This is a genomic window from Lachnospira intestinalis (assembly GCF_040095895.1).
Lineage (GTDB): Bacteria > Bacillota > Clostridia > Lachnospirales > Lachnospiraceae > Lachnospira > Lachnospira intestinalis.
This window is the reverse complement of record NZ_JBBMFS010000004.1, coordinates 14,006-40,735: the sequence shown is the minus strand read 5'-3', so window position 1 is coordinate 40,735 and position 26,730 is coordinate 14,006. Positions and strand designations below refer to the sequence as shown.

The window sequence follows — 26,730 nt, the reverse complement described above, 5'->3', positions numbered from 1 at the left end:
GCTTTGATTGGGCTCGTGATTGCAATTATTTTAATTATTAAAAAAGTTCACCTTGCATATAGTCTTATTCTCGGTGCGTTAATCGGCGGATTCATCGGCGGCGGCGGACTGACAAGTACGGTTGTATCTATTCTTGTTTACATTTTATAGTTGTAATAAGCACAACACTATGGGCTTCCGTTCAAGCCCCCGCATAAAGATAGCTGAAATACCAAAAGCCGCAGAAGCATATGCCCCTGCGGCTTTCATCTATACAGAACTGTTTATTCTGTCTATACTTTTGCGCCAGATAATTTACTAAATCTGTATTTTTATTCATTAAAATGTTCTTCCAGCTTCTTAGAAGACTCCTTTAAACTGTCAATTGAACCGGAAAGCTTCATGACATAATCCGTCTGATTGACAATATTATTGCCGATTTCCGCAACCATTGAGGCATTTTCTTCTGAAGTTGCAGCTACGGTATCCAGTTCTTCCTGAATATCGTCAAACTGTCTTTTGACCTCACCGATAACATCGTATTCTTCTTTGACAACTACTGTTGCAGATTCTGCGGAGTTGTTAACCGTATCGAGCTTACCGATTAAATCTTCAATCTGTACGGAACTGTTCTTTGCCGCATCAGCACCTGCTGAAATCTTGTCTACCACACCATTGACGGTTTCTGTCAGTGTCAGAATAATTTCTTTGATACTGTCTGCCGATTTTCTACTGTCTTCTGAAAGAACACGGATCTGGTCTGCAACCACCGCAAATCCTTTTCCATGTTCACCGGCTCTGGCGGCTTCGATTGAAGCATTTAAGGACAGGAGATTTGTCTGTCCGGCAATTGCATTAATATCATTTAAAATGCCTGTAATCGTATTCATCTGTTCTAACAACCCTGCCGTGGCATCACTTGCCTGACCGACCGTTTCAGACATTTCAAGCATAGATTTCTGAACTGTCTTTGCTTCTTTATTACCGTCATTTACTGCCTGTGTCACTTCTGCAAAGCTCTGCTCCAGCTGCTGTGCATAGTCATAATTTTTATCAATCTGTTCTTTGGCTGTATTGAGTTTCTCACTAACTGTCTGAATCGCACGGCTTGATTCATCCACAACCTGCTCCATCTGTTCTGCGGATGTCTTAACAGACTGTGCATGGGAAGTCACTTCTTCTACCTGTGTGCCACATTCAACAATTTCCCTGTTCAGATTAAAAGCAATCCGGTTGGCAACTGCTGTATTTTCCTGCACCTGGCAGAGTGCCGCTTCTGCCTGCCTTGTCTTTTTCTCCCCAAATTTTGTCCCAAGATATAAAAGCACTGCACTTGCTGCAAATAAACAAATTTTTGAAATTGCACCAACAAATGCCTCATCAATAATCTTAACATTAATAAACAGACATACAACACATGTCGCCGTAAACGGAATCGCATAATACTTGATAATTTTCTTATCAAAATACCGCGCTGCCATACTTAATGTGATAAAATTTGCCAGAAATGCAATTCTATTACCATTCACCAAGCCTGAATAAATTAATACTGCATAAGACGGGCATAAAACAATGACCAATGCTTTGGCAAAATCGCTGATTTTCAAAAAATTCGCAACAGCTACAATGACCAGCGTTGCTACCAACACACCACAGCCCTTAATAGACTTTGCCGACATTCCATAAGACATAATCGTTGTTACTGACAATGCTAAAACACATGCCAGAATCACCAGCAGATTCGCCTTGTGTACTCTTTCCATAACCTTCTCCTACCTTTTGTATTTTAATTTTCAATTTTAATCCGGTCACACTATTTAAGTAATTCTGATTATACCACATTACCGTGTAAAAGTAAATAATATCAGCAATTGTTCCTGTTTTTATACCAAAACAACGGACTGCCAGTCCCTTACATTCCGCTTCTGTCTCTTCGTTCTTTTAAAATTCGTGCATTCTCTTCCACCTTAGTCTTTCCAAGCGGATATAAAAACCATAAGGACAGTGCAAGTAAAACAAATCCTGCTGCCGGTACAATACACGTAATCGTATAAATGCCGTTTACAACCTTTTCGTCATATGCCGTTGCCGTATTATAGCCAATCACTGACAGCAAAACACCGACAAGCCCTGATGATGCCGCCTGTCCCAACTTTCTTGCAAAGGAGTACACCGCATAAATTGTTCCGTCCTGGCGCTGTCCGGTACGCACCTGTGTATCGTCAATGACATCTGTAATCATCGCCCAGCACACCAGATTAAACATTGCCAGTCCGATATAGGAAATGCCGTAAAAAATAAGCCACACATACACATTTTTTGTATGCACAAAATATACCGCTATCAATGCCGCCGCACCGATAATCGATCCGGCCGCCGACATTTCCCTTTTCCCGACCCGCTCAGCCAGCCGCACCGTAAAGGCAGACAGCACCAGCGTGACCGCTGTTCCGATCAGTGAAGCCAGCGAAAGTCCTTTGACATCACCGAAATAATTCGGATAAATGTATGCACCCATATTGGATAACGACAACTGGGAAAGCAGTAACAGCAATGCACTTACCACAATTCCGATGAGCGCACGATTCTGAATCAGACTGCCAATCAGTCCCATAAATGAGAATTTCTGCTTTGTTGTTTCTGCTTTTACGCGCTCCGTTACCATAAAATAACACAACAGATAACAGATAACTGAACCTACAGAACACCAGAACGCTGCAATGCTCATACGCGTACCGGAAAGCACGGCATTCCCGTTTTCATCGGTGTAATAAACCACTAACGGCAGTACAACACCAATAACCGTTGCCGCAAGCGTAGCGCCGATTGTCCTCCAGTTCGATAGCGCCGTTCTGTCTTTTGGCTCTGCCGAAATTGCCGATGCCATCGAACCATATGGAATATTAATTGCCGTATAAAACACACTGCCCCAGAGCAGATACGTAAAAAACATCCAGATAATCTTAAATGTCATCGGCATTTCTGCAAACCACGAAGCATACATTAAAAATGAAGATACTGCCACCGGTCCGCACATTCTTAATAGCCACGGTGCAAATTTGCCTTTTTTATTTCCGCGGCTTCTATCCGCAATCTGCCCCATCGTCACATCCGTGAACGCATCAAGCAGCCGCGCTGCCATCATCATCGTACCAACGACTACCGCCGATACGCCCATCACATCCGTATAAAATTTTAACAAAAACATAGACGATAATATAAATGCAAAGTCATTGCCAAAATCGCCAAACATATACCCAAGCTTATCCGCCATACCAAATTTTCTTTTCATAAAGCTCCTCCATTTTAACATCACAATTTCAGTATGGCGGATTCTTAAAAAAATATACAAAAAAGCTGTCAGAGAAAATGTTTTACATTTCTGTATCTGACAGCTTTCTATTCTATATTTTTGTATTCCTAAATTGTGCGTGTTAGTGCGCCGTTTTTGCCCCATTTGCAGCCTTCCGTACAGGTAAAGTCCGCAAATCCACAGCGGGCGCATGGTTTCCCGCTTTCTGTGATGTCTTTTAAACGTTTCTTATTGGCAGTGGACAGATTATCTGCATTCTCAACAAATTTCTGTGTGAGCTGTTCTGTAATGCGCATAATTTCAAGCTGCGCCCTGCCGCACATTCTCTCTTTGCTTTTTAATACAAAATCTTCAAACAAGCCCTGTTCCGTAACGGATACAAGTGTTCCCTGCGGATATATTTCCTTAATGCTTCGCATATCCGAAAGCCACTGTTCCTCTAACGGTGTTCCCCGAAGAATTTCCGGTACGTAAAAACCATATTCTTCTGCATCGTCCCCGCTGAAATGAATTTTTACGCGCAGAGTTCTGTGGCGCTGTTCCTGTGCTACCTGTGCAAAGGAAGCAAGGAATTTTGCCGTATAGACATCACCAAAATATTCACGGTTGTCGTTATCGTCCTCCCCGTAAGCCTGTACCGGCATAAAGCGGAAGGCTTCATTTTTATTGTCATGGAAATTCTGTTTTCCGCCGACAACTAAAAGTAACTGCTCCTCTAAGGATTCCAGTTCGTCATGCAGTCTTTTATTAAAGCCGCCGGATAATTTCTCCAGATTTTTCTTCATCTGCTCTGTCCAGTCCAGCACATAGAAAATGTTACGGAACGGCAGGGAATAGACCATTGCAGTCGGACAAAAAACAGAAATCATATATCTTGCATTTTCATAGGCAAGCTTGTCCACTTCCTTTTCATCAAATTTTCCCGGATACACCTCACAAATCCGTTCTAATACCAGTGTATGCCACTTTTCATAGAACTCCCGTTCTTTTTCGGTCTGCGGCTGCATTTTGGTGTATCTTGCACTTTTTTCTGATGTATTGGATACACCGATAGAATTTAACAACATGGCAATGATTTTCGGACATTGGATTTCCATTGTCACCATGCAGTGCTGGAATACCGAATGATGTCCGCGTTCCGCCGTGCCTTCTGCTCTCTTTACCGCACGTTCCACCGGCTGGGTACGAATCGTCTGGTACCCTTCCTTTGCATAGCACGTACCGGCAAACTTGCCGCTTAAAATTGTCAGTTCTGTATTCATCTGCTCAGGAATTACATCATTACATTCCGTCGTTGCAGCAATCGTCTGAATTGTTGTCATATTTTTCTCCTTTTCTTGCGCCCTTTTATCGCAATCCAGCGATGAGCAATTCGCACGGGCGATTTCTCATCTGAATTCATTCAGTTCTGCGATAAAAGCATTTTGTGATGCCCGCAGCACAAAATGCCATGTGAAGCGCCTTAAATTTAAGGGTGCTTCACATTGCTCCATTCTTGAAATTTAAAAAATCTTTCTCTATAATAATACTGAAATCATTCTCATCTGTCATGTATTTTTTATAAATACATACTTATTTTAAAATATTTGGAGGCAGTTATCTATGGAAAATTTTACTTATTATACACCGACAAAGGTTGTTTTCGGCAAAGGCACTGAAAATCAGACCGGTGCGCTGGTTAAAGAACAGCACTGCAAAAAGGTTTTAATTCACTACGGAAGCGGCAGTGTTGTCCGCTCCGGTCTGCTCGACCGCATTAAGACATCCCTTGACGAAGCAGCGGTTTCTTACGTAGAACTGGGCGGCGTTGTTCCAAATCCGCGCCTTTCCCTTGTTTATGAAGGTATTGAACTCTGTAAAAAAGAAAATGTAGATTTTATTCTTGCTGTCGGCGGCGGCAGTGTCATTGACTCTGCGAAAGCCATCGGTTACGGTGTCTACAACGGCGGCGATGTCTGGGATTTTTATGATTTTAAACGTCAGGCAGAAGGCTGTCTTCCAATCGGCGCAGTGCTTACCATTGCTGCTGCCGGAAGTGAAATGAGCGGTTCTTCTGTTATCACCAAAGAAGACGGTCAGATTAAACGCGGCTACAGCAGTAATTTCAGCCGTGCCCGCTTTGCCGTTATGAATCCGGAGCTGACCATGACACTCCCGCCATATCAGACGGCAAGTGGCTGTGTTGACATTTTAATGCACACCATGGAACGCTATTTTAACCAGTGTGACAATATGGAACTGACAGACGGTATCAGTGAATCTTTAATGCGCACCGTTATGAAAAATGCAAAGATTTTAAAAGACGAACCTGCTAATTATGATGCGCGTGCAGAAGTCATGTGGGCCGGCAGTCTTTCCCACAACGGACTGACCGGCTGCGGCACGGACGGCGGTGACTGGGCAACCCATAAAATGGAGCATGAAATCGGCGGTCTGTTTGACGTGGCACACGGTGCCGGACTCGCCGCTTTGTGGGGCAGCTGGGCAAGATTTGTACTGGATGCCCGTCCTGCCCGCTTTGCGCAGTTTGCCACACATGTCTTAGGCGTAACCGCCGGTGCAGATGATACAGAAACCGCTTTGAAGGGCATAGAAGCCATGGAAGACTTTTATCACTCCATCAATATGCCGGTTTCTTTATCCGAACTCGGCGTTACCCCGACACCGGAGCAGATTCGCACTATGGCTGAAAAATGTGACATTTCCACCCACCACAATGCCGGAAAAGTAAAACACCTGTCTGTTGAAGACATGGTTGCTATTTATACAACCGCTTTATAATGCTGTCGGGGCAAAGCCCACAGCTATAAGTTTTAACATCATACAGCAAAAGGCAGGAACACAAGCTATGCGGTGTCCCTGCCTTTTAATTATACAATTTTCTGCTCTTTATTTTTCAAGTTTCTTTTTCTTCATAACAAGGCATCCTGCAAAACCTGCTGCAGCTGCCATCAGAATTACATAGAACCACATTGCAAAAGAATCTCCTGTCTTTACGCCTGTATCTGTATGATCTGATACTGCTCCGCCATTCTGGCTGTTATTCTGATTATTGCTGTTCTGGTCTGCGTTATTCTGTCCACCATTATTCTGGTTATCACCGCTCTGGTTTCCGTTATTCTGTCCACCGTTGTTCTGATTGCCACCATTCTGGTTTCCGTTATTCTGTCCACCGTTGTTCTGATTGCCACCGTTCTGGTTTCCGTTATTCTGTCCACCATTATTCTGGTTGTCATCACCAGTGTTTGAATTGTCATTATCCTTGACTACTGTTTCATCCACAATTACATAATTGCTAAAATGAGCCACTGTAAATGTCATTTTACCATCTGCATAAACTGCATTTACATCTTCCATGCTTCCATCCTCTGCAACATAGAATACTTTTGTTTTTGCAGAGTCATAACCATTTGGAACTGAAATCGTAACTGTAACTGTTCCATCCGGCTGAATGACATTTCCTTCTGTATCCAGCAGTCTGATATCCAGCAGTGAGAACTTCTTATTGTCAAAAGATTTCTTTACTGCATCATATGCATTTCCTTCTCCCAATGCTGTTACTTTCAGCTGGCTTCCTGATGGAATTACACCTGCATCTGCCTTTACTGCAACCGCTATATTTGCACCGGAAGCATCTGTTACAGCAGAATCCGACTCATATCTGGCACTCAGTGTTGTGCTGATGCCCTCTACGGTCCAGTTAAAGCCTGCCATCTTATCATATGTTCCCATAGTCTGTGCGGCTTTCCACCATGTATCGCCTGCCTGAATTGTAAATGTATGGTCTTTTGTTAAATCAAGACCTGTTACTGTATAAGTTGTTTCAGCCGTTGTATAATCGCCGTTTACCGGATTGAAGTCCTTACCTTCCGGTACAACCGGTGTTCCGTCAACATATACACGGTATCCGCCGACTGCGGTGTCATCTGTTGCTGCTGTCCATGTAAGAACAACATCGTTATCCTTTACTTCTGCCGTTACTTTTGCATTTTCTGCGAATACCGGCGCTTTGTAATCATAGCTGCCAAGTGTTGTAATCTGTGCCTGTGGGTACTTGTATTCAACCCCTGCATCTGTAAATGCAACGATTTCAACGGTATTTTCTGTACCCGGTGTCAGTCTGCCAATCTGCTTTGATACGGTTTCTGCCGTTGCAAATTTCGGAATCTGATAGTTATAAACTGTATTGACAAGCTTTCCGTTTGCGTAAATCTTATAACCTCTGATTCTTGCATCACTTGAACTGATTGCTGTCCATGTTCCCTGTGCATGTGTATAAACTGCACTTGCAAGTTCTGATGTCACATTTTCCGGTGCTTCAATATCTGCTGTATCTTTTTCACCGTCTACAGTAACAGTTACTTCGCCGAGTAATGTTTTATTCTGTCCTGTAACACTCATGCTGTTTGCATTGTCACCTTTTTCACTTACATATACTTTAAATGTATAAGTTACACCGGATGATAATCTGTCCATAATGGTTTCTGTTCCTGTAATACCATCTGTAATATCAACCTTTTCACCATCTACATAAGTATCTACACCGTAGAATACTTCTTCTGCTCCATTCTCAACCGCATTCCATGAAAGCTTTACCTGACGTCCGTCAGAAGCCTTGGCGGTCTGTGCCTGTACTGCTGTCTGCGCTGCTGTACCGGCTGTCTTTGTAGCAAATGTAATCTTTAAAATATTTGCTGTTGCGCCGTTTGCATAAATGTAATAGGTCTTTCCAGCCTGTACCTGTGCAGTTAATGTTTCATATTTTGCTGCTGTATCCTTTGCATTGGTATTCTGATAGTCTACAACAACTTTACCATCTGAATCCACTACATAAAATCTCTTGGTTGCAAGCGTCTTCTGGTCAATGCTTAATACGCCGTCTTCTGCAGCTTCATATGTAAGGAAGCATCCTGATACCGGAATGGTTCCCTTAGACTGTGTTTTACCGTCTGAATCCATTGCCTTCGTCTTACCGGACACGACATATTCTGTTCCGACCGGCCATACAGCACCTTCACCTGTTGTATCGGCTTCTGCTACTGTTGCAGTCTTCCAGCCGCCATTTGCATCATTGGCATCTGCATGTGCTGTCAGTCCGTTGGCAGTTGTTGTAGCTGCTGCAATTGCCGCTGCATCCCATGCTGCCTTAACGGTTGTTTCTTCACCTTCTCCACCCGTAGAACCTGAATCCGGTTCTGTAACAGCCGGAACAACTTCTGCCTTTACGGTTGAATCCTTTACAGTAATACCTGACATCATGTTCTGCATCTTATCGGTGCAGTTGTTGACTGAATCCCATGTTGTACCCTGGAATACAATGTCTTTGCAATACTGCATATTATTCCATGTCTTATCCGTCTTTTTATCTACTGCCTTCTTTGCATAAGATACGGTCTTAAAGTTATAGAATACTGAATTTTCACAGCCGATTAATGATTCCCAGCCGTTCTTATTCTTAAAGCCGCCATTTGTTCCGACATTACCAAAGGTAATATCCTGGAAGTATAAGTGGCTGTGTGTATGCCATGGTTTCTGTGGATTGCTGACCGGATCAACATCTGCAAGTACCTGTACGGTATTATACTGTACGCCGTATACGGACACATTGTACGATGCAAAGTTGTAGAATTTTCCGATTTCTGCAAATTCTGTTGTAGATGCACTGTTTGGGTCACTGTAGCTTGTTGTGAGTACCCATGCCTGCTGTGTATCTGCAACTGCGCAGTCACGCATTGTAATGTTGGCAATAAAACCACCGTTCGTCGGTGCAGATTTGAAACGGAATGCCATATCAATGTGGTTCATGACGGTATCTTCAAATAATACGTCCTGAATACCGTTTCCTGTGTGTGAACCTGCTGCCAGACCGCCGTGACCTTCACGAAGGAAGTTATTAAACATCCAGATTTCTGAATTGGTCTGAATATCGCTGTCTCTTGCGCCTTCACCAACAGATGCACCGAAACCTAAGTTATCATCACCTGTATCTGTAAAGTTGTTCCAGCAGATTACATTCTGTGAACAGCCAAATCCAAGTCCGTCACCGTTGTTGCCGTCATAAGAGAATACCTTGACATTTTCTGTTGAAATATTTCTGGAATCCAGAATATTAACAGAGTGGTTTGCCGGATTTTCAACGGTAATGTCACCTACATAAACGTTGCTGACATTTCTCATAATTAACAGGCTGGAACGTGTCGCATAAGCATTGGTAATATCTGCCTTTTCAATACCTGCATTATTTCCCGTTTCTACGTCGATAAATTTATCCTTTCCGTTTTTATCAACCTTACCGTTATCTGCCAGATCTTTTTCAATATAGCCTGACAGCGAATTAATCAGTTCATCGGAATACTTTCTTGAACCGTCTTCGTTTGTGAGGTTGGCAAGATATTTCTTTGCAGAATCGGCAGCCTGGATACCATAGTAATAAACCTTTGTATTACTGCCGCCCATGTATCTTGGCAGACCATAGTTTTCTGTATCTGACGGATCACCTGCCTGCGTATTTACACCGGTATTGGAGGTGTAACCGTCTTCATACATTTTATCGCCTACACCATACTTCCAGCCGTTGCCGTAAAGTGTACCGTTACCGGTAATACGGATATTCTCAAGCGGAGCATTTTCATCGGCACTTGTGGCATTCAGTAAGCCCCAGCCTCTTGTATCGGTGTAGAACGGATACATTAAGAAACCGATTTCAAAATGGTCACTGTTTGGTGATGCCCAGAGTGTACCGTCTAATTCTACTGTAATGTCACTCTTTAACCAAAGTGCACCGGATACAAAGACCTTTCCGTCCTCAGCCTGCGGAATCACAACCTTTCCGCCCGGTGTACAAGCATCAATTGCTGCCTGGATTGCTTTTGTATTCTTTTCTACGAGTGCATTGACTTCATCATTATAAGAAGTGTAACCTTCTGTTGCCACTGCACCATAATCTAAAATGTTAAACTCCTCCGGCTTAACTGTCGTTTTCTGACTGATTTCCTTTGCCGTTCCGAGTTCTTTTCCGTCCTTATCAACTGCAACAACCTTAAAGGTATACTCTGTGTCAGGTGTAAGACCTGTTGCACGATAAGAATGAATATCCACATTTACCATATCTACGTCACTATTGGTTTCATAATATTCATAGAAGGATTTCATATATGTATCTGCCCATTTGGCATTTTCTTCATAATTCTTTCTTGCTGTTCCATCAAGTGTGCCGTTGACGTAAACGTTATAATCTGCTACATTATCATATTTTTCCGGCTTATCCCATACAAGTGCGATGCTTGTATCGTCATATGCCAGTGTTGGAACCTGTAAATTACTGATGTCACTGCTTCCCGTTGTCTTGTCAAATAAAGGGTTCTCCAATTCCTTTGTACCAAAACTATCATCAGAAATCACATTAAAGACTTCACTGTTGACATATTTGTTATGTCCGTCGGTTGTCGGCAGTCCCGCTGCATTTGCTGACAACCCCTGAAAACTGATGGAACCGACTGTCATCGCAGTCGTAAGTCCGACAGCCATCATTTTCTTCAAGCTTCTTCTCATAGCACTCCTTTCTTATCTGCGCCCAGCCACAGATAATCCCAATACATTCTATATTCCACTTAAAAAAATGCTTATGCAAAACCTACATTACAATATTTTCAGGAGTTTTTTGAAATACTTTTGCATAAACATTTTATCTAAGTTCTTTATTAAAGTAACATTTTACAGGCATTTAGTCAATGATACTTTGGTATCGTCTTTTATTTTTGTGTATTTTTGATAAGTTTATGTTCATTTTGTTAAGTTTTCGACATTTTTTTGTGCATTTCGTATGCCAAAACCCGACAAATAAAAAAAAGCAGACAGATTCTTTTCAAATCTGCCTGCGGGCTTTTGGTTCTAAATTCCTATTTTTGTGCCAGCAATATAAGAAGCTGCGTGATTTTTTCCATAGATTCTACACAACAGTATTCATACCGTCCGTGAAAATTGTGACCGCCTGCGCACAGATTCGGACACGGAATGCCCATAAAGGAAAGTCTTGCGCCGTCTGTTCCGCCCCGTATCGGCTGGATATGCGGTTCAATGTCCAGCTTTTTCATACATGTCTTTACATTTTCTATTAAAAACAGATACGGTTCAATTTTTTCTTTCATATTGTAATACTGGTCCGTGATTTCTGCCGCAAAAAACGCTCCACCATGTCTTTCATTCAGTTTACTGCAAATGCTTTCCACCAGCTGCTTTTTCTTTTCAAACTTTTCACGGTCATGGTCACGGATAATATACGATAACTGTGCCGCTTCCACACTGCCGTGCATGTCGGTCAGATGGAAAAAGCCCTCATAGCCGCTTGTACGTTCAGGACATGCCTGCTTTGGCAGTTCACTGTGAAATTCCATTGCCATAACTGCGGCATTTTTCATCTTATCCTTGGCATCTCCCGGATGAACGCTTCTTCCGGTTACATGAATCACTGCCTTCGCCGCATTGAAGTTCTCATATTCCAGCTCGCCGAGTGCCCCGCCGTCAACAGTATAGGCATAGTCTGCACCGAACCGCCCCACATCAAAATGGTCCATGCCGCCGCCCACTTCTTCATCGGGGGTAAATGCAATGGCAATATCCCCGTGTACGATCTCCGGATGGCTGCACAGCTGTTCTGCCATCGTCATAATCTCTGCCACACCGGCTTTATCGTCTGCGCCAAGCAGTGTTGTACCGTCTGTCGTAATCAGCGTTTGTCCGGTATACTGCACAAGCTCCGGAAATTCTTCCACCGATAAGACAATATTTTTGTCTTTATTTAACACGATGTCTTTGCCGTCATACTGACGGATAATCTGCGGTTTTACATCCGCTCCCGATACTTCGGGAGAAGTATCCATATGTGCAATAAATCCAAGCACCGGCACTTTTTCTCCATCTGGCCTGTTGGATAAAATCTTTGCATAGACATAACCGTACTGTTCGTCAATTTCTACCTGCGGCACGCCCATCCGGCGTAATTCCTCCACTAGCATTTTTGCAAGTACCTTCTGCTTTTCTGTACTCGGAAACGTGTCTGAAGCCTCATCGGACTGCGTATCTACTGCCACATATTTTAAAAAACGCTGCGTAACCCGCTCTTTCATTGCTGTATCTGCCCCTTTCTGTCTTTTATATTATTCGTTATACTGCACCTCTCCTGTTTCGGGATTGACTGAAATCCCATTGACTTCCAGATGCTCGTCAATCTGAATGACCAGGTACTGCTTTCCTTCGATTTCCATGGTTTCAACCAGGTCGGTTCTTTCAGGATTGACCTTTACCACAACATCGGGTGTCTTTACCTCAAACTTGCGTGTTTCCGCAATGTTTGCTGCCATCAGCCGTGTATTTTCTCCTATCGCCTGCTCAAAATGTTCCTCAAAATCCTGTAAACGTTCTTCTTTTACACCGCTTTTTTCCAGCAAATCCCGCATCTCGGTCTTATCAATTGTCACCGGTTCAGGATTTCCTTTCTGTTCCTGAATCATCTCATTAAGATTCTCATGAATATTTTTAATTGTTTCATAATTACATTCTTCGCCCAGTGTTTCTTCTACCAGCACCTGAAAATTCTCCTTCTGGCTGCCTGCAGAAAGCGGCACTTCACAGTTTAAAACCTGTGCCAGAAACAGCTGTTCAAACGCATTGGCATCCTTTGAATAATATAACACGCCTTCCCCGTCTTCACTCCTGTTATTAAATGCCGGAAATAAAAATCCGATATCCGGCAAATCCACCATGTGATTTTGCTGCTGGTCATGAAAGGCATGGTCTTCTTCAAAATATCCCAGTCCCGGTTTTGAAAGCGATACATGACAGATACTGCACAGCAGATAACTGTACACCTCATCTGATGCATCTTCCATGTCAATGCCGTCACTGGTCCGTCCCGGCACGTCATACACCTGATTAATCAGCAGAATCAGATAATTTCCCGGATGACTGTATGATTCAATGACTTTATCATAAAATTTTTCAAGCAGGGCATCATCTTTTAATTCGCTGTCGCGCAGCTGATATAAAAAGGTTCTCGCGCCGCCGTCTGCATAGGAATCCATGGTAAAACGCATATCCAAAAGATTCTTGCCCGGTGTTCCCGACAATGTCTTTCTAAAAATATCGAAGTATTTATGTTTTTCTTCCTCCGGCAGATTTAAAAACGTCTGGTTAAACCGTGCCACTTTTTCCTTGTCACCGTTGACATAACAGCCACACAGTCTTAAAATACCACACTCTTCCAATGTATATTGTGATTTAATTTCATTAATCTCTTTTTTAATCATTTTGTACTCCATTCCGATGTATTCTTTTTTACATTTTTTTTAATAATCTCCATTCCACAGGCATTTTAATGCCTGCGGAATCGCGAGCCAAATCTTATTTGGCTCTGCGATAAAAAGCAACTTTGTGATGCTTGCGGCACAAAGTGCTGTGTGAAAAATAAGCGCATCAGCGTTATTTTTCACACTAGCCTGCTTTTTAAAAATCTGCAATGTACTTTTTTTAATACTTTGTAGATTTTATTTGACATTTGGGCATGATAAGTATATAAATAAAAAGTTCTGTTACTTAGAACTTTACGAAATCAGTTCGCTTCTCAACATTGAAGGAGGTAAGGAAATGAACTCAGACAAGAACACTTTAACGTACCATATTCTTTTAAAAACAACAGACAATGCGGTAAAATTCGTAAACACAATTAACACGCTTGACGGTTATTTTGACATTTGTATGGGAAGTTATTTCTTCGATGCAAAATCAATGCTTGGCATTTTAAGTATGGATCCGCGTCGTGTCATGACACTTCGCGTCGTACGAAATGACCACAGCACCGATGAGCTTGAAACATTACTGAGACCATTTTGCGCATAAATATACGTCTGTAAAAAATTTCAGGGGAATCTCTTAAAGTTCCCCTGATTTTTATTTTTAAAACAGTTTATTAAATGTTTCTTCCAGTTTCTCTCCTACGCTGATTACACCGTTTTCCAGCGTTTTTCCGGCATTGATAACCTTTTTATCAATTTCATTTTCCCTGATAAAATTCTCTGTTTTGTGAACCGCTTCTTCCGCTTTTTTATCCAGTTCTTTTTCCTTTGCATAATCATGCACTTTATCTGCTGCATTATTGGCTGCATCTACGGCTTTTCCCACACCACGCAGTACTTTTTCTTTATTAATCAGTCCCATAACTGCCTCACTTTCTGCCTGCAATCTGCATAAAACTTCATATTCAAATTCTAAAAATAGTATACGCAGCTTTGTCCTGCTCATGCAATGATTATACCACTTTCCTTGATTTTCCGATACATTTTTTTCTACTTATAATCGTGAAGAAGTTTCATACACTATTTTTGTAACCTCATCACTTGTTTTATAAAAATGGAGATTAGTGTAAAAAATCACACTGCTGTGCTGATTTTTTACACGGCACTTTGTGCCGCAGGCATCACAAAGCTGCCCTTATCGCAGAGCCGAATCTGACATTTGACTCGCGATTCCTCCGGCATTAAAATGCCTGCGGAATGGAGATTGGTGTGAATATGAATAAAGAAAAAAACGGCAGTATCCTCCCGATAATGGCAATGGACAGCATTTCCGATGCCGGACCGGACGCTTTAAAAATTACCGGACTTGTAAAATCCGGCGGCACCGTGACCGGCTATCAGCTTTCTGACGGACGGATCGTATCAAGGGAATCCGGTGTTGAACTTGCAAAAGAAAACCAAATTCAGGGTGTCGGCGTTGCCCACAACAAAGATACGGAATATTTAAAATCTATCCCTGACGGCACACAAGACAACAATTTAAGCCACCTTCCGACCGTACACGGATAACAAAAAATGCCTTGCGGCTTGTGGCAAGGCATTTTTTACATATTGTTTGTTCTGACGCGTTCTAAAAATGCGGCATCAAATTTTGAATTCAGCTCTTTATTAAAGGAAAGATATTCTTCCTTAATGGCGCTGTCCGCTATTTCATCATTGCTGCTGTATTCCAGACCATCTATAAACAGTGCTGCAATACAGGCGATATCCCGGTACTGCGCATTCTCCAGATACACCGTATAGGTATCCAAGTGGCTTTTTACTTCTGTCGGCTTATGCACAATCGCCGCCGTCTGTCCGTCCTGATATAAACAAAGATAATGCTGGTCCGTTCCCAGTCCGATTTCATACAGCTGATACTCTCTATCGTAAAACTGTATTTTATAATAGTCATATCCCACGGATACAAACAATATCCTTTTCTGACAGACCTCTGCCGTATAAAGACCGCCCACCGGCCGGTTATGCTCTAAAATGCTATACATCAGTTCATTCTTTTCGCCTTCTCTTTCCTGTAAGACCGGCTCAAAGGACAGCGTATACGCATTTTGTCCCGCAAATACGATTTCCGTGGAAATGTGATTCAGCGATGTGCATTTTGCCAGCGTTTCCCCTGTGGCAGTATCTTCGATTTCAAATTCCGGCTCGGCACCAAACTGTGTCTGCTTAATATTTAGAATCATAATCCTCCAAAAATGAATGTTTCTGACCATTTTGTTTATAGGCAACAATAGTATTCAGATTAACATTTTCCACGCTCCGGAAAATGTTCTTTTCAATGTACGGGCTTTTCGCACTTAATTCTTTAATCAGCGCCTTAATTTCCGCACGCTTTGAACCTTTCTCCGTTCCGCCGCAGGAAGCACAGCTTTCCGTAAAGCGGCATGCACACTGGATAAACTGTAAATGATTGTAATCTCTCCAGCGGATAATATCTTCTTCGCGCACCAGATATAACGGACGGATTAACTCCATGCCTTCAAAATTCGTACTGTGCAGCTTTGGCATCATGGTCTGAATCTGTGCCCCGTAGAGCATACCCATTAAAATGGTTTCGATAACATCATCAAAGTGGTGTCCCAGCGCAATCTTGTTACAGCCAAGCTCTTTTGCCTTGCTGTACAGGTAGCCGCGGCGCATACGCGCACACAGATAGCACGGTGACTGTTCCTCTGATGCAACAATATCAAAGATTTCCGATTCAAATACCGTAATCGGCACATTTAAAAACTGTGCATTGTCTAAAATAACCTGATAATTAAACGGATTGTAGCCCGGATTCATTACCAGATATACAACTTCAAAATTCTGCTGTCCGTGGCGCTTTAATTCCTGAAAAAGCTTTGCCATCAGCATAGAATCTTTTCCGCCTGAAATGCAGACTGCAATCTTGTCGCCGTCTTTAATCAGTTCATACTCATTAATCGCCTTTGTAAACGGCCGCCAGATTTCCTTTCGGAACTTCTTTACAATACTGCGTTCCACATCGGCACAGCACTGTTCCTTTAAATCCTCCTGACGCATAACTGTGCGAAGCTTTAACCGCAGATATGCACGGAATCCGTCCTGTATACTGTATACTTCATAGCCTTCTTTTTCAAAATCCTCTGCCAGTGCATCACTTTGCTGTCCTGTATGGCACAGCAGGTAAACAGGTGTCTGATCCTTTGTGAGTTCTTTTATCTGCTGTTTGAGCGTTTCACTGTCCATATGAAGGGCTCCGGGCATCGTTTCCTTGTCAAACGCTTCTTTTTCCCGGATATCTATTACCAGTTTTTTTCTGGTATCCGCTTCGTATTCTTCCATTGTTTTCCGAAACATACTTACTCCTTACATTTGCAATTATCCACTTATCATACCACTGTGCCGGAAATAATTCAATATTACTGTACGGAAATCACCTTGTAATCCTGTGCTTCCACAGCTTCTTTTAATGCTTCATCCGAAACGGCACTTTCTAAGGTAACAACAGCTGTTCCCGCTTCATGGCTGACAACTGCTTCTTTGACTTCCGGAAGGGCTTCGAGTGCCTTCTTTACTCTTGCCTCACAGTGTCCGCACATCATTCCTTCGATTGTTAATGTTTTTTCCATTTTCTTGTCCTCTACTTTCTTTTTTGATTTTATTTTTTTATCTTTTTCTGCATTGTGTACAGAGAAAAGATTTAAGCGTAACGCATTGGTTACTACGCAGAAGCTTGATAAGCTCATTGCCGCAGCACCAAACATCGGATTTAACTTCCAGCCAAAGAACGGAATCCATACGCCCGCCGCCAGCGGAATTCCGATGACATTATAAAAGAATGCCCAAAACAGGTTTTCATGAATGTTTCTAAGCGTTGCACGGCTTAAACGGATTGCCGCCGGAACATCGCTTAAACGGCTTTTCATCAGTACAACATCTGCCGCGTCAATTGCAATATCCGTTCCCGCACCGATTGCAATACCGATATCGGCTCTCGTAAGCGCCGGTGCATCGTTAATGCCGTCACCGACCATTGCAACCCTGCCGTCACGCTTTAAGCGGCTGATAACGCTGTCTTTTCCGTCCGGCAGGACATCTGCGATAACCTCATCTACGCCTGCCTGTGCGCCGATTGCCTTCGCCGTCCGTTCATTGTCGCCTGTCAGCATAACAACACGGATTCCCATGTTCTGTAACTGTCTGACGGCTTCCGGGCTGTCTTCCTTGATAACGTCCGCAACCGCAATGATTCCAAGCAGTTTGTCGTCCTTTGTAAAAAACAGTGGTGTCTTTCCCGCATTTGCAAGCTTTTGTGACTGCTCCTGCATTTCCTGTGAAACCGCGGTGCGGGTACTGATAAATTTGTAATTACCGCCTGACAATACCGCATTTTCATATTCTGCCGTCAGTCCGTTTCCCGGAAGTGCCGTAAAGTTATTCACTTCAAAAATATCTGTCTGCGCTGCTTCGGCATATGCCAGTACTGCCTTTGCCAGCGGATGTTCGCTCTTTTTTTCCAGTGCATACGCAAATGAAATCAGTTCTTTTTCCGTGACACCTTTATTGCAGATAACGTCTGTGACCTTTGGTTCACCGGTTGTAATGGTTCCGGTCTTATCCAGTGCCACAATCTCAATCTTTCCCGCTTCTTCCAAGGATACCGCCGTCTTAAATAAGATACCGTTTTTTGCGCCCATGCCGTTGCCTACCATAATCGCAACCGGCGTTGCCAGTCCTAATGCACACGGACAACTGATAACCAGCACGGAAATTCCTCTTGCCAGTGCAAATCCCACACTCTGTCCCGCAAGCAGCCACACAATGATGGTTACTGCCGCAATCGTAATAACTGCCGGTACAAAGATACCGGATACTTTATCGGCGACCTTTGCAATCGGTGCTTTTGTTGCCGCCGCATCGCTGACCATCTGGATAATCTGTGACAGTACCGTATCTTCCCCGACTCTTGTCGCTTCACATTTTAAATAACCGGACTGGTTGATTGTTGCCGCGGATACCAGATCGCCTGCCGCTTTATCCACAGGAATACTCTCTCCTGTCAGTGCCGATTCATTAACTGCACTGCTGCCTTCCAATACTTTTCCGTCTACCGGAATATTTTCTCCCGGACGTACAATAAAGATGTCGCCTTTCTGTACCTGCTCAATGGAAACTTCCGTTTCCACACCGTCTTTTAACAGCACTGCCGTTTTCGGTGCTAACTTCATCAAACCCTTTAAAGCATCGGTTGTTTTCCCTTTAGAATGGGCTTCAAGCATTTTACCGACCGTAATCAGTGTCAGAATCATTGCTGCCGATTCAAAATAAAATTCGTGCATGTAGTGCATAACACCGTCCATATTGCCATGCACCTGTGCATCAGTCATGGCAAACAGCGCATATGTGCTGTATACAAATGCCGCAGCCGAGCCTAATGCCACGAGCGTATCCATATTCGGTGCTTTGTGAAACAGGCTCTTGAAGCCGCTGATGAAAAACTTCTGGTTAATCACCATCACCGCAATCGTTAAAAGCATCTGAATCAGTCCCATGGCGATATGGTTATCGGCAAGCACCGCCGGAAGCGGCCAGCCCCACATCATATGCCCCATGGAAAAATACATCAGGACAATTAAAAATATCAGCGATGACAGCAGTCTTTTCTTTAAAACGGGGGTTTCCCTGTCTTTTAACAGCTCCTCATCACCAAATGAACTGCCAGCCGCCGAACTGCCGTTTTTGGTGTTTTCTGCCGCTTTGCTTCCCTTTTTGGAAGCGCCGTATCCGGCATCTGTGACGGCTTTTACAATATCCTGTTCCGATGCCGTGCCTTCTACGCCCATTGAATTGGTCAGAAGACTTACGGAACACGATGTTACGCCCGGCACTTTGGATACGGCTTTTTCCACACGCGTACTGCATGCCGCACAACTCATGCCTGTTACTGTATACTGTTCCATTTTATTATTCCCTCCAGTCTTTATGATATCCGGTGGGTAGAAGTAAAAACCTTGCGCCCCGGCACCATTTTATTCGCTTTATTCATGTTATTTATATCTTTTGTTACTTCATTAATTTCTGCAAAACTTTTACAAGCTCGTCTACCGTTTCTTCTTTTCCTGCACGGATATCATCTGTGACACAAGTCTTGATGTGATTGGCAAGCAGCACTTTATTAAAGCTGTTCAGCGCCGCATTGGCTGCGGCTACCTGAATCAGAATATCCGGACAATACGCGTCTTTTTCAACCATACCTTTGATTCCGCGAATCTGTCCTTCAATCCTGTTTAAACGGTTAATTAAATCCCGGTACTCTTTTTCAGAACGTTCCTTATGCTTATGACAACAGCACATTTCTTCTTCCTGCATATTTTCTCCATTTCTACTACAATATATTTGAACTTTATTTTTAATCACATATTATACCCCTGTGGGGTATATGTCAAGTTCATTTTAAAAAAACGCAGAAGTGACAGTTTTCTTGCGTACTATCACTTCTGCGGCTTCTATGTTTTTTATTTTTACAAACTTTTTATTTAGTTGGTGTTCCATTCTTCAATCACGCAGGTGTGATGCTTCTTTTCCTTTCTTTCAGCATCGTAATTAATACCGACCAGTAAAATTTTATCACTATACCCTGTCAATGCCCCGTGATATCTGTTTTCTTTAATCTGCGCAATTGCAGAATCGGCAGATTTGTTGTGCTTTAACTCCACGACCATTGCCGGTCTGTGTCCGGCATTGGCTCTCGGAATAAACACAAAATCCGCAAAGCCTTTCCCTGCCGGCATTTCCCGCACAATGTTGTAATACGCCGGTGCCGTAAAATATGCCATGGTAAGCACACAGCTTAATGAATTTTCATCGTTATATTTAAGGACTGACGTGTAAGTGTCGTGGGCAAGTTCTACGAGTTCTGCCACCTTCTCACTGTCCCCTTTTATCGTTGCCAGTAGTAACCGGTCACACTTTGCAATGGATTCTGCCACCTCTTTCCAGCTTCCGGTACTCAATGCCGCCTGATAAGCTTTCTTTACTTCATAATTCGGTATATAAGCACTTTCTTCTTCCCTGTCATAGCCCAGATATCCTAAATGAATCAATGCCGTCAGTGCTTCGTCCTTTGATGAAACCGTAAAAAGGTCATTTTGGAAGGTTTCGGTATTGACATAAACCTTTCCCCCGGAAAGCATCGTCATCACATCGTCTTTTAAGCCTGCATAATTCATTGTAATAAATGTATTAATAGAGGCAAATGAAGACGTGTTTTTCCAGTATGAATCAAAGTCCTGCTGGGCCAGTGCCATGGACACCGAATTCGGATTGTACATATGCATTCCGTCAATCAGATAGCCGTTGTACCATGCTTTCATGCTTTCAAAATCCATGTCAAACCTTTCACAAAGCACTTTCACTTCATCTTCCGTAAATCCATAATACTGCGTAATCGGCTTTGATTTTAACATCGTATATTCGCTGAAATTATTCAGCGCCGATTCGTCTTTAATTTTCTTAATCGGAAGGATTCCCGTAATGTATGCTAGTGCCAGAAATGCTTTGGATTCTTCCGACTTAAACAAGGAATGAAGAAACTGCAGATATTGGTGAACCAGTTCTTTATCCTCGCTGTTTCGGATAACGCAGTCCCACTCGTCAATGATAATGACAAACGGGGTCTTGGTCTTTTGATATATCATCATTAAATTATAGCTTAAACTGTCTTCGTAATTTAACTCATCTCCAAAGACTTGCTTAAAATCCTTATAAATGTATTCCACGATTTTTTCAGTAATATTTCCCTTGTAAGAATCCCAAAAAGTTGAAATATCCAGATGTATCACATTGTACCGGTTCATATATTTCTTATAATCCGGATTCTGAGCGATCTTGGTATCTTCAAAAAGCTTTTCCGAATCGCTTCCAAGGCTGTAATACGCATCGATCATACCCGCCGCGTGGGATTTGCCGAACCGTCTGGCATGGCTGACGGCAAGACAGTTCCTTGGCGTTCCAATCAGCTCATTCAGATCATTTAACAGCCCGGTTTTATCCACGTATATTTTATAATTTTTATCTTTCGCAAAACTTTCATTCCCCGGATTAAAATATACGCCCATTTACAATGTCACCCCTTTCCATTATAGTTTACTTTATTACCGTTTTTCTATTTGTTAATTAATATTTTAACATATTTTCATTTACAGGTCTATGAACATTCCCGAAACCTATTAAAAATTTCCCAAAAAAAATTGACAAATTCATTTTTTATGCTATGATAACAGACAGAGTGTTCGTCAGTAAGACCGCACGAAGGGGTACACCACCGCGGGTGTAGCTTTCCTTTCGTGCGGTCTTTTTTTATTTTATAACAAGACTTTTACCCGGATATGCCGGACACATCAGCGGGTTATCAAATCTACAGACAGGAGGGTTTTCCATGATTCAGATTAACGGAAACGAAGCCATGCAGGCAGACGGCATGAGCATTGCAGATTATCTGCAGTCCGAAGGATATGTGCTGTCCCACATTGCCGTTGAGCGGAACGAAGTGATTGTCAGCAAAAAAGATTATACCGATACACGGATTCAGGACGGCGATGTTATCGAAATCGTGCAGTTTATGGGCGGCGGCTGATAAACATTTTCACAACACGGCTAAATTCTAAATTAAAATAGAGCAGTCAGACTGCTCGGAAACGGAGAAAAATTATGATTGAAAATGATACATTTACATTGGGAGGACATACCTTTTCTTCCCGCTTTATCTTAGGTTCCGGTAAATACAATCTGGATTTAATCCGCGCAGCCGTATCCGATGCCGGTGCGCAGATTATCACGCTGGCTGTCAGACGTGCCAATACCAAAGACAGCGAAAATATTCTGGACTATATCCCGGAGGGTGTCACACTGCTTCCGAATACGTCCGGTGCCAGAAATGCCGACGAGGCTGTCCGCATTGCGCGCCTTGCACGGGAAATGGGCTGCGGTGATTTTGTCAAAATCGAAATTATGCACGACTCTAAATACCTGCTTCCTGACAACTACGAAACGATTAAGGCAACTGAAATTCTTGCAAAGGAAGGCTTTATCGTTATGCCGTATATGTACCCTGACTTAAATGCCGCCAGAGATTTAGTCAATGCAGGCGCCGCTTCCATCATGCCGCTTGCCTCTCCGATTGGCTCTAATAAGGGACTTGCAACCAAAGAATTTATTCAGATTTTAATTGATGAAATTGACCTCCCGGTTATCGTAGATGCCGGTATCGGAAAGCCTTCACAGGCATGTGAAGCTATGGAAATGGGTGCCGCCGCTATCATGGCAAATACCGCGATTGCAACTGCCGGAAATATTCCTGAAATGGCAAAAGCTTTCGGTCTTGCAATTGAAGCCGGACGGCGTGCCTACCTTTCCGGTCTTGGACGTGTATTAAATAAAGGCGGCGAAGCTTCCGATCCGCTGACCGGATTTTTACATAACTAATTTTTAGAAAAGAGGTCTTATTTTATGGACACCAATCAAAAGGAAAATGATTTTATTATTCAGAACGGCAAATTAAGTCCTGCCGCTTTAAAACGAAAAACAGAACTGGAAAATAATCCGGCTTCCCGTACAGACCACATGGCATATCTGCCGGACATGGAGCAGATTTCCTCCGATATCCGTGATAAGGTGCTTGCTGCCATGAACGCTTATGAGCCGGACAAATACACGGCGCGCGATGTCTTAGCTGCACTTTCCCACGACCGCTGCAGCATTGAGGACTTTAAGGCACTGCTCTCCCCTGCCGCAGAACCGTTTCTGGAAAAAATGGCACAGCGCGCCGAGCGTGAAACGCGTAACCACTTCGGTAATTCTACCTACATTTTCACACCGCTGTATATTGCAAATTACTGTGAAAATTACTGTGTTTACTGCGGTTTTAACTGCTATAACGATATTCACAGAAAACAGCTTTCCATGGAAGAAATTGAGCATGAAATGAAGGTTATCGCCGATTCCGGCATTGAAGAAATTCTGATGCTGACGGGTGAGAGCAAATCAAAGAGCAGCATTACCTATATCGGCGATGCCTGCCGTCTTGCCAAAAAATATTTCAGAAATGTGGGTCTTGAAATTTATCCGTGCAATACAAAGGATTACGCTTATCTGCATGAATGTGGTGCAGACTATGTGACTGTTTTTCAGGAAACTTATAATGCCGACAAATATGAAACGCTTCATCTCATGGGACACAAACGTGTCTTCCCATACCGCTTTGAAGCACAGGAGCGTGCTTTAATGGGCGGTATGCGCGGTGTCGGATTTTCCGCTCTGTTAGGTCTGTCTGACTTCCGTAAGGATGCGCTTGCCACGGCACTGCACGTATATTATCTCCAACGCAAATATCCGCATGCGGAAATGTCTTTGTCGTGTCCGCGGTTACGACCGATTATTAATAATGAAAAAATTAATCCGCTGGATGTACATGAAAAACAGCTCTGTCAAGTTTTATGTGCATACCGCATTTTCCTGCCGTTTGCCGGAATTACCGTATCATCAAGGGAATCCGCTTCTTTTAGAAACGGTATTATTAAGATTGCCTGCACCAAGGTATCTGCCGGTGTCAGCACCGGTATCGGCGACCATGAAGCCAAATATGAAGGCAGTGAAGAAAAAGACTGCGGTGACGAGCAATTTGAAATTGCCGACACCCGCAGCTTAAAACAAATGTATGACGATATTAAACAGCAGGGTTTGTGGCCTGTCTTAAATGATTATCTGTATGTGTAGTACCTACGGATACACCGGTACTTTCCGACAGGAAAGCATTTTTCCAATCTTCCTGTATATCATCTGTTTCGTCTGCCGGTTCGGCAGACGAAACTTTTTTAGTCTGTTTTTTCTTTTCGGCATCTTCCTTTGTTTCGGGAAGTTCCTGATAATCCGATGTTTTCTTAAACTCCTTTAAAACATCATCATATGCGGCATACAGCATCTGCTTTGCCGGGTCATCATCACTGATATGAAACATCGCTTCACTGTAAACGTCCTGCACTTCCTCTTTTGAATGACAGTGCTTGATTCGCTCCTCCAGTGCCTGCCGCTGAATCTGCACCCGCTCCACATACGGATACAATGCCGGATAATGAATTTTGATATAACGCATTTCCTCAGCCGACAGCTTCTTGCCGGAATACACTTTATTCATTACTTTTCTGTCATAAGAGCTTTTTTGTGCATCTGTCATACCCGAAGTCGGATCTAGCATATCCTTAATTTTTTCTGTTATCGCACTGACCTGTTCATAAGCACATTTTTTTAACTGCAAACCGGCAACCCATCTGGCACTTTCCGCATCCGTAACTCCGGTCTGTCCTGTGGAAACGGTCGTCTTTTTCTTTGTTCCTGCGCTTTCTTCGGTACTTTCTACACCTGACACCTCTGTATTCTGTGTATTTTGTGCCTTGTTTCCTGCCTCTGTATTTTCTGTCTGCATCTGCACGTTGGTTTCCTGTGTATCGGTGTTTAAAACTTTAAACTGTATTGTCTGCATGGCTTTCTCCTCTTTTTTGTAAACTGCTGTTTCTGATTCTCACTTTTATATAAAAAGTATCGGCGGAAATGACGATTTTCTTGAGTTTTTACGGCAAAAGCCTTATACTTTGAAAAAACAGCTTACACAGCAGAATGGAGTTTTTTATGGATACTCAGATTCAACAAACCTTTGAACAGTTAAAACAGACCATTTCCGTTTCCACTTCCCCGTTCCATACCGCAAAAGAAGCCATGCGCAGGCTTAATGAAGCTGGCTTTGTAACACTGGACTGGGACAGCACATGGGAACTGGTTCCGGGCGGAAAATATGCCGTCTGCCCGTTTGGCACAACGGTTTTCGGCTTTCAAATCGGCACAGACCTTTCCGATACCCCGGTATGGAAGCTTTCCTCTTCACATATTGACAATCCGGGATTTCGTATCAAATACAATCCTGTCGTTTCCTCTAAAAACGGCTGCCGCTTAAATACAGAAGTATACGGCGGTGCAATTTACAGTACATGGCTTGACCGTCCGCTCTCAATTGCCGGACGGATTGCGTTAAAAAATCCACAATCTGCACACCCGCGCCTGAAACTGGTGGATTTTAAACGTCCTGTGGCAGTTTTGCCAAATCTTGCCATTCATTTAAACCGTACCATGAATGACGGTGTCGCCCTCAATGCACAGACCGATTTACTTCCAATCTGCGGCATGGACGAACACATGGACACCGATACATTTCTTCAGATTCTTGCCAATGAAACCGGCGAAAAACCGGAAGATATTTTATGCTTTGATTTGTCCGTGTACCACTATGCGGAACCGGTGCGCACCGGATTTTCCGGTGATATGTTTATGGCACCGCGCATTGACAACATTTCTTCGGTGCAGGCATGCCTGACCGGACTGATTGAAGCTAATCCGTCAGACGGTATTTCCGTGGCGGTTCTGTTTGACCATGAAGAAATCGGAAGCCGCAGTAAAAACGGTGCCAACGGCAATCTCCTTTCCTATACTTTGGAGCGTATCTGCAATGCCCTTAATATTTCAAGAGAAAACTTTTTGCAAAGCCTTGTACACAGTTATTATCTTTCTTTGGACGTTGCGCACGCGATACACCCGGCGCACCCTGAAAAATCGGATATTACATCTGCCATGCCGTTAAACCGCGGCTTTGCCATTAAGGCCTCCGCAAAACACGCATATTGCAGTGATGACGATATGACCGGCGTGATTTTACAGCTTGCCGCCCGTCATCATATTGCCTGCCAGCAAAATCATATGCGCAATGACTATCCGGGCGGCAGTACCGTCGGCCCAATGGTCGCTGCAAATCTTCCGATGTGCAGTGCCGATATCGGTATTCCAATTTATGCAATGCACTCTGCCATGGAAACTGCGGGAATGAAAGACCAGTATGACTTAGAAGCTTTTATGAAAGCATTTTATAAGGAATTGTAATGATTATAATTTACTTTTTGATATGTTTTGGGACTTTCTACATGATAATAAAACACTGTTATCGCAAAAGCAATTACAAAATGTCTTTGCGGTAACAGTCTTTATCTTATTATTTATCATATCATTTATAATATTATTCACGAT

Annotated in this window: 21 protein-coding genes; 8 read left to right on the top strand and 13 right to left on the bottom strand. The window is 43.0% G+C overall.

What is annotated here, in order from left to right; genetic code table 11:
- Positions 1–15: 15 nt before the first annotated feature.
- Entirely contained in the window at positions 16–150 is a 135-nt protein-coding gene (locus WMO37_RS05790) for a hypothetical protein (RefSeq protein WP_349154546.1), read from the top strand.
- A 161-nt stretch (positions 151–311) separates the two neighbouring features.
- Here the strand turns inward: WMO37_RS05790 and WMO37_RS05785 are convergent, their stop codons facing one another.
- The 3 genes from WMO37_RS05785 to WMO37_RS05775 form a co-directional block, all read right to left on the bottom strand.
- The gene (locus WMO37_RS05785; protein ID WP_022431397.1) at positions 312–1,742 is read right to left on the bottom strand and encodes a methyl-accepting chemotaxis protein; all 1,431 of its coding nucleotides are present in this window, start codon (positions 1,740–1,742) and stop codon (positions 312–314) included.
- A 149-nt stretch (positions 1,743–1,891) separates the two neighbouring features.
- Positions 1,892–3,271, bottom strand: coding sequence for an MFS transporter (locus WMO37_RS05780; RefSeq protein WP_022431396.1), 1,380 nt, complete (start codon positions 3,269–3,271; stop codon positions 1,892–1,894).
- Between the two features lie 128 nt (positions 3,272–3,399).
- Positions 3,400–4,614 carry an FAD-dependent thymidylate synthase gene (locus tag WMO37_RS05775; RefSeq protein ID WP_022431395.1) on the bottom strand — a complete coding sequence of 405 codons (1,215 nt, stop codon included), beginning with the start codon at positions 4,612–4,614 and terminating at the stop codon, positions 3,400–3,402.
- 280 nt (positions 4,615–4,894) lie between these two features.
- Here WMO37_RS05775 and WMO37_RS05770 point away from each other — a divergent pair, with 280 nt between their 5' ends.
- Complete coding sequence (locus tag WMO37_RS05770) at positions 4,895–6,073, top strand: iron-containing alcohol dehydrogenase (protein WP_022431394.1); 1,179 nt, start codon at positions 4,895–4,897, stop codon at positions 6,071–6,073.
- A gap of 108 nt (positions 6,074–6,181) precedes the next feature.
- Here WMO37_RS05770 and WMO37_RS05765 read toward each other — a convergent pair whose 3' ends face one another.
- From WMO37_RS05765 to WMO37_RS05755, 3 genes are all read right to left on the bottom strand, one after another.
- Positions 6,182–10,843, bottom strand: coding sequence for a fibronectin type III domain-containing protein (locus WMO37_RS05765; protein ID WP_349154545.1), 4,662 nt, complete (start codon positions 10,841–10,843; stop codon positions 6,182–6,184).
- A gap of 347 nt (positions 10,844–11,190) precedes the next feature.
- Positions 11,191–12,417, bottom strand: coding sequence for a peptidase T (pepT, locus tag WMO37_RS05760; protein ID WP_022431392.1), 1,227 nt, complete (start codon positions 12,415–12,417; stop codon positions 11,191–11,193).
- A gap of 30 nt (positions 12,418–12,447) precedes the next feature.
- On the bottom strand, positions 12,448–13,596 hold the full coding sequence (locus tag WMO37_RS05755; RefSeq protein WP_022431391.1) for a DUF4317 domain-containing protein: 1,149 nt from the start codon (positions 13,594–13,596) through the stop codon (positions 12,448–12,450).
- Between the two features lie 337 nt (positions 13,597–13,933).
- Between WMO37_RS05755 and WMO37_RS05750 the strand changes: the two genes are divergently transcribed.
- Positions 13,934–14,185, top strand: a complete 252-nt coding sequence (locus tag WMO37_RS05750; protein ID WP_022431385.1) for a hypothetical protein — start codon at positions 13,934–13,936, stop codon at positions 14,183–14,185.
- 57 nt (positions 14,186–14,242) lie between these two features.
- Here the strand turns inward: WMO37_RS05750 and WMO37_RS05745 are convergent, their stop codons facing one another.
- Positions 14,243–14,587, bottom strand: a complete 345-nt coding sequence (locus WMO37_RS05745) for a hypothetical protein (RefSeq protein WP_349154544.1) — start codon at positions 14,585–14,587, stop codon at positions 14,243–14,245.
- Between the two features lie 269 nt (positions 14,588–14,856).
- Between WMO37_RS05745 and WMO37_RS05740 the strand changes: the two genes are divergently transcribed.
- Positions 14,857–15,150, top strand: a complete 294-nt coding sequence (locus WMO37_RS05740) for a DUF3892 domain-containing protein (protein ID WP_349154543.1) — start codon at positions 14,857–14,859, stop codon at positions 15,148–15,150.
- 35 nt (positions 15,151–15,185) lie between these two features.
- On the opposite strand, the gene WMO37_RS05735 is transcribed toward WMO37_RS05740, so the two are convergent.
- The 5 genes from WMO37_RS05735 to WMO37_RS05715 form a co-directional block, all read right to left on the bottom strand.
- The gene (locus WMO37_RS05735) at positions 15,186–15,824 is read right to left on the bottom strand and encodes a hypothetical protein (RefSeq protein WP_349154542.1); all 639 of its coding nucleotides are present in this window, start codon (positions 15,822–15,824) and stop codon (positions 15,186–15,188) included.
- A complete protein-coding gene (locus WMO37_RS05730) occupies positions 15,808–16,962 on the bottom strand; it encodes a PP-loop family protein (RefSeq protein WP_022431381.1) in 1,155 nt (384 codons plus the stop codon). Before WMO37_RS05730 ends, WMO37_RS05735 begins: the two co-directional genes overlap by 17 nt.
- 62 nt (positions 16,963–17,024) lie before the next feature.
- Complete coding sequence (locus WMO37_RS05725; protein ID WP_349154541.1) at positions 17,025–19,565, bottom strand: heavy metal translocating P-type ATPase; 2,541 nt, start codon at positions 19,563–19,565, stop codon at positions 17,025–17,027.
- A 103-nt stretch (positions 19,566–19,668) separates the two neighbouring features.
- On the bottom strand, positions 19,669–19,974 hold the full coding sequence (locus WMO37_RS05720) for a metal-sensing transcriptional repressor (protein ID WP_022431379.1): 306 nt from the start codon (positions 19,972–19,974) through the stop codon (positions 19,669–19,671).
- A 167-nt stretch (positions 19,975–20,141) separates the two neighbouring features.
- Positions 20,142–21,722 (bottom strand): AAA family ATPase, encoded by a 1,581-nt coding sequence (locus WMO37_RS05715; RefSeq protein WP_349154540.1) that lies wholly within the window; start codon positions 21,720–21,722, stop codon positions 20,142–20,144.
- 320 nt (positions 21,723–22,042) lie between these two features.
- On the opposite strand from WMO37_RS05715, the gene thiS reads away from it, so the two are divergent.
- The 3 genes from thiS (at position 22,043) to thiH (ending at position 24,378) form a co-directional block, all read left to right on the top strand.
- The gene (gene thiS, locus WMO37_RS05710) at positions 22,043–22,240 is read left to right on the top strand and encodes a sulfur carrier protein ThiS (protein ID WP_022431378.1); all 198 of its coding nucleotides are present in this window, start codon (positions 22,043–22,045) and stop codon (positions 22,238–22,240) included.
- A gap of 74 nt (positions 22,241–22,314) precedes the next feature.
- On the top strand, positions 22,315–23,088 hold the full coding sequence (locus WMO37_RS05705; protein ID WP_022431377.1) for a thiazole synthase: 774 nt from the start codon (positions 22,315–22,317) through the stop codon (positions 23,086–23,088).
- Between the two features lie 24 nt (positions 23,089–23,112).
- Positions 23,113–24,378, top strand: coding sequence for a 2-iminoacetate synthase ThiH (gene thiH, locus WMO37_RS05700; RefSeq protein ID WP_022431376.1), 1,266 nt, complete (start codon positions 23,113–23,115; stop codon positions 24,376–24,378).
- Here thiH and WMO37_RS05695 read toward each other — a convergent pair.
- Complete coding sequence (locus WMO37_RS05695) at positions 24,329–25,141, bottom strand: hypothetical protein (RefSeq protein WP_349154539.1); 813 nt, start codon at positions 25,139–25,141, stop codon at positions 24,329–24,331. The genes thiH and WMO37_RS05695 overlap by 50 nt on opposite strands.
- Positions 25,142–25,287: 146 nt before the next feature.
- Here WMO37_RS05695 and WMO37_RS05690 point away from each other — a divergent pair, with 146 nt between their 5' ends.
- Complete coding sequence (locus WMO37_RS05690) at positions 25,288–26,586, top strand: M18 family aminopeptidase (protein WP_349154538.1); 1,299 nt, start codon at positions 25,288–25,290, stop codon at positions 26,584–26,586.
- Positions 26,587–26,730: the final 144 nt, after the last annotated feature.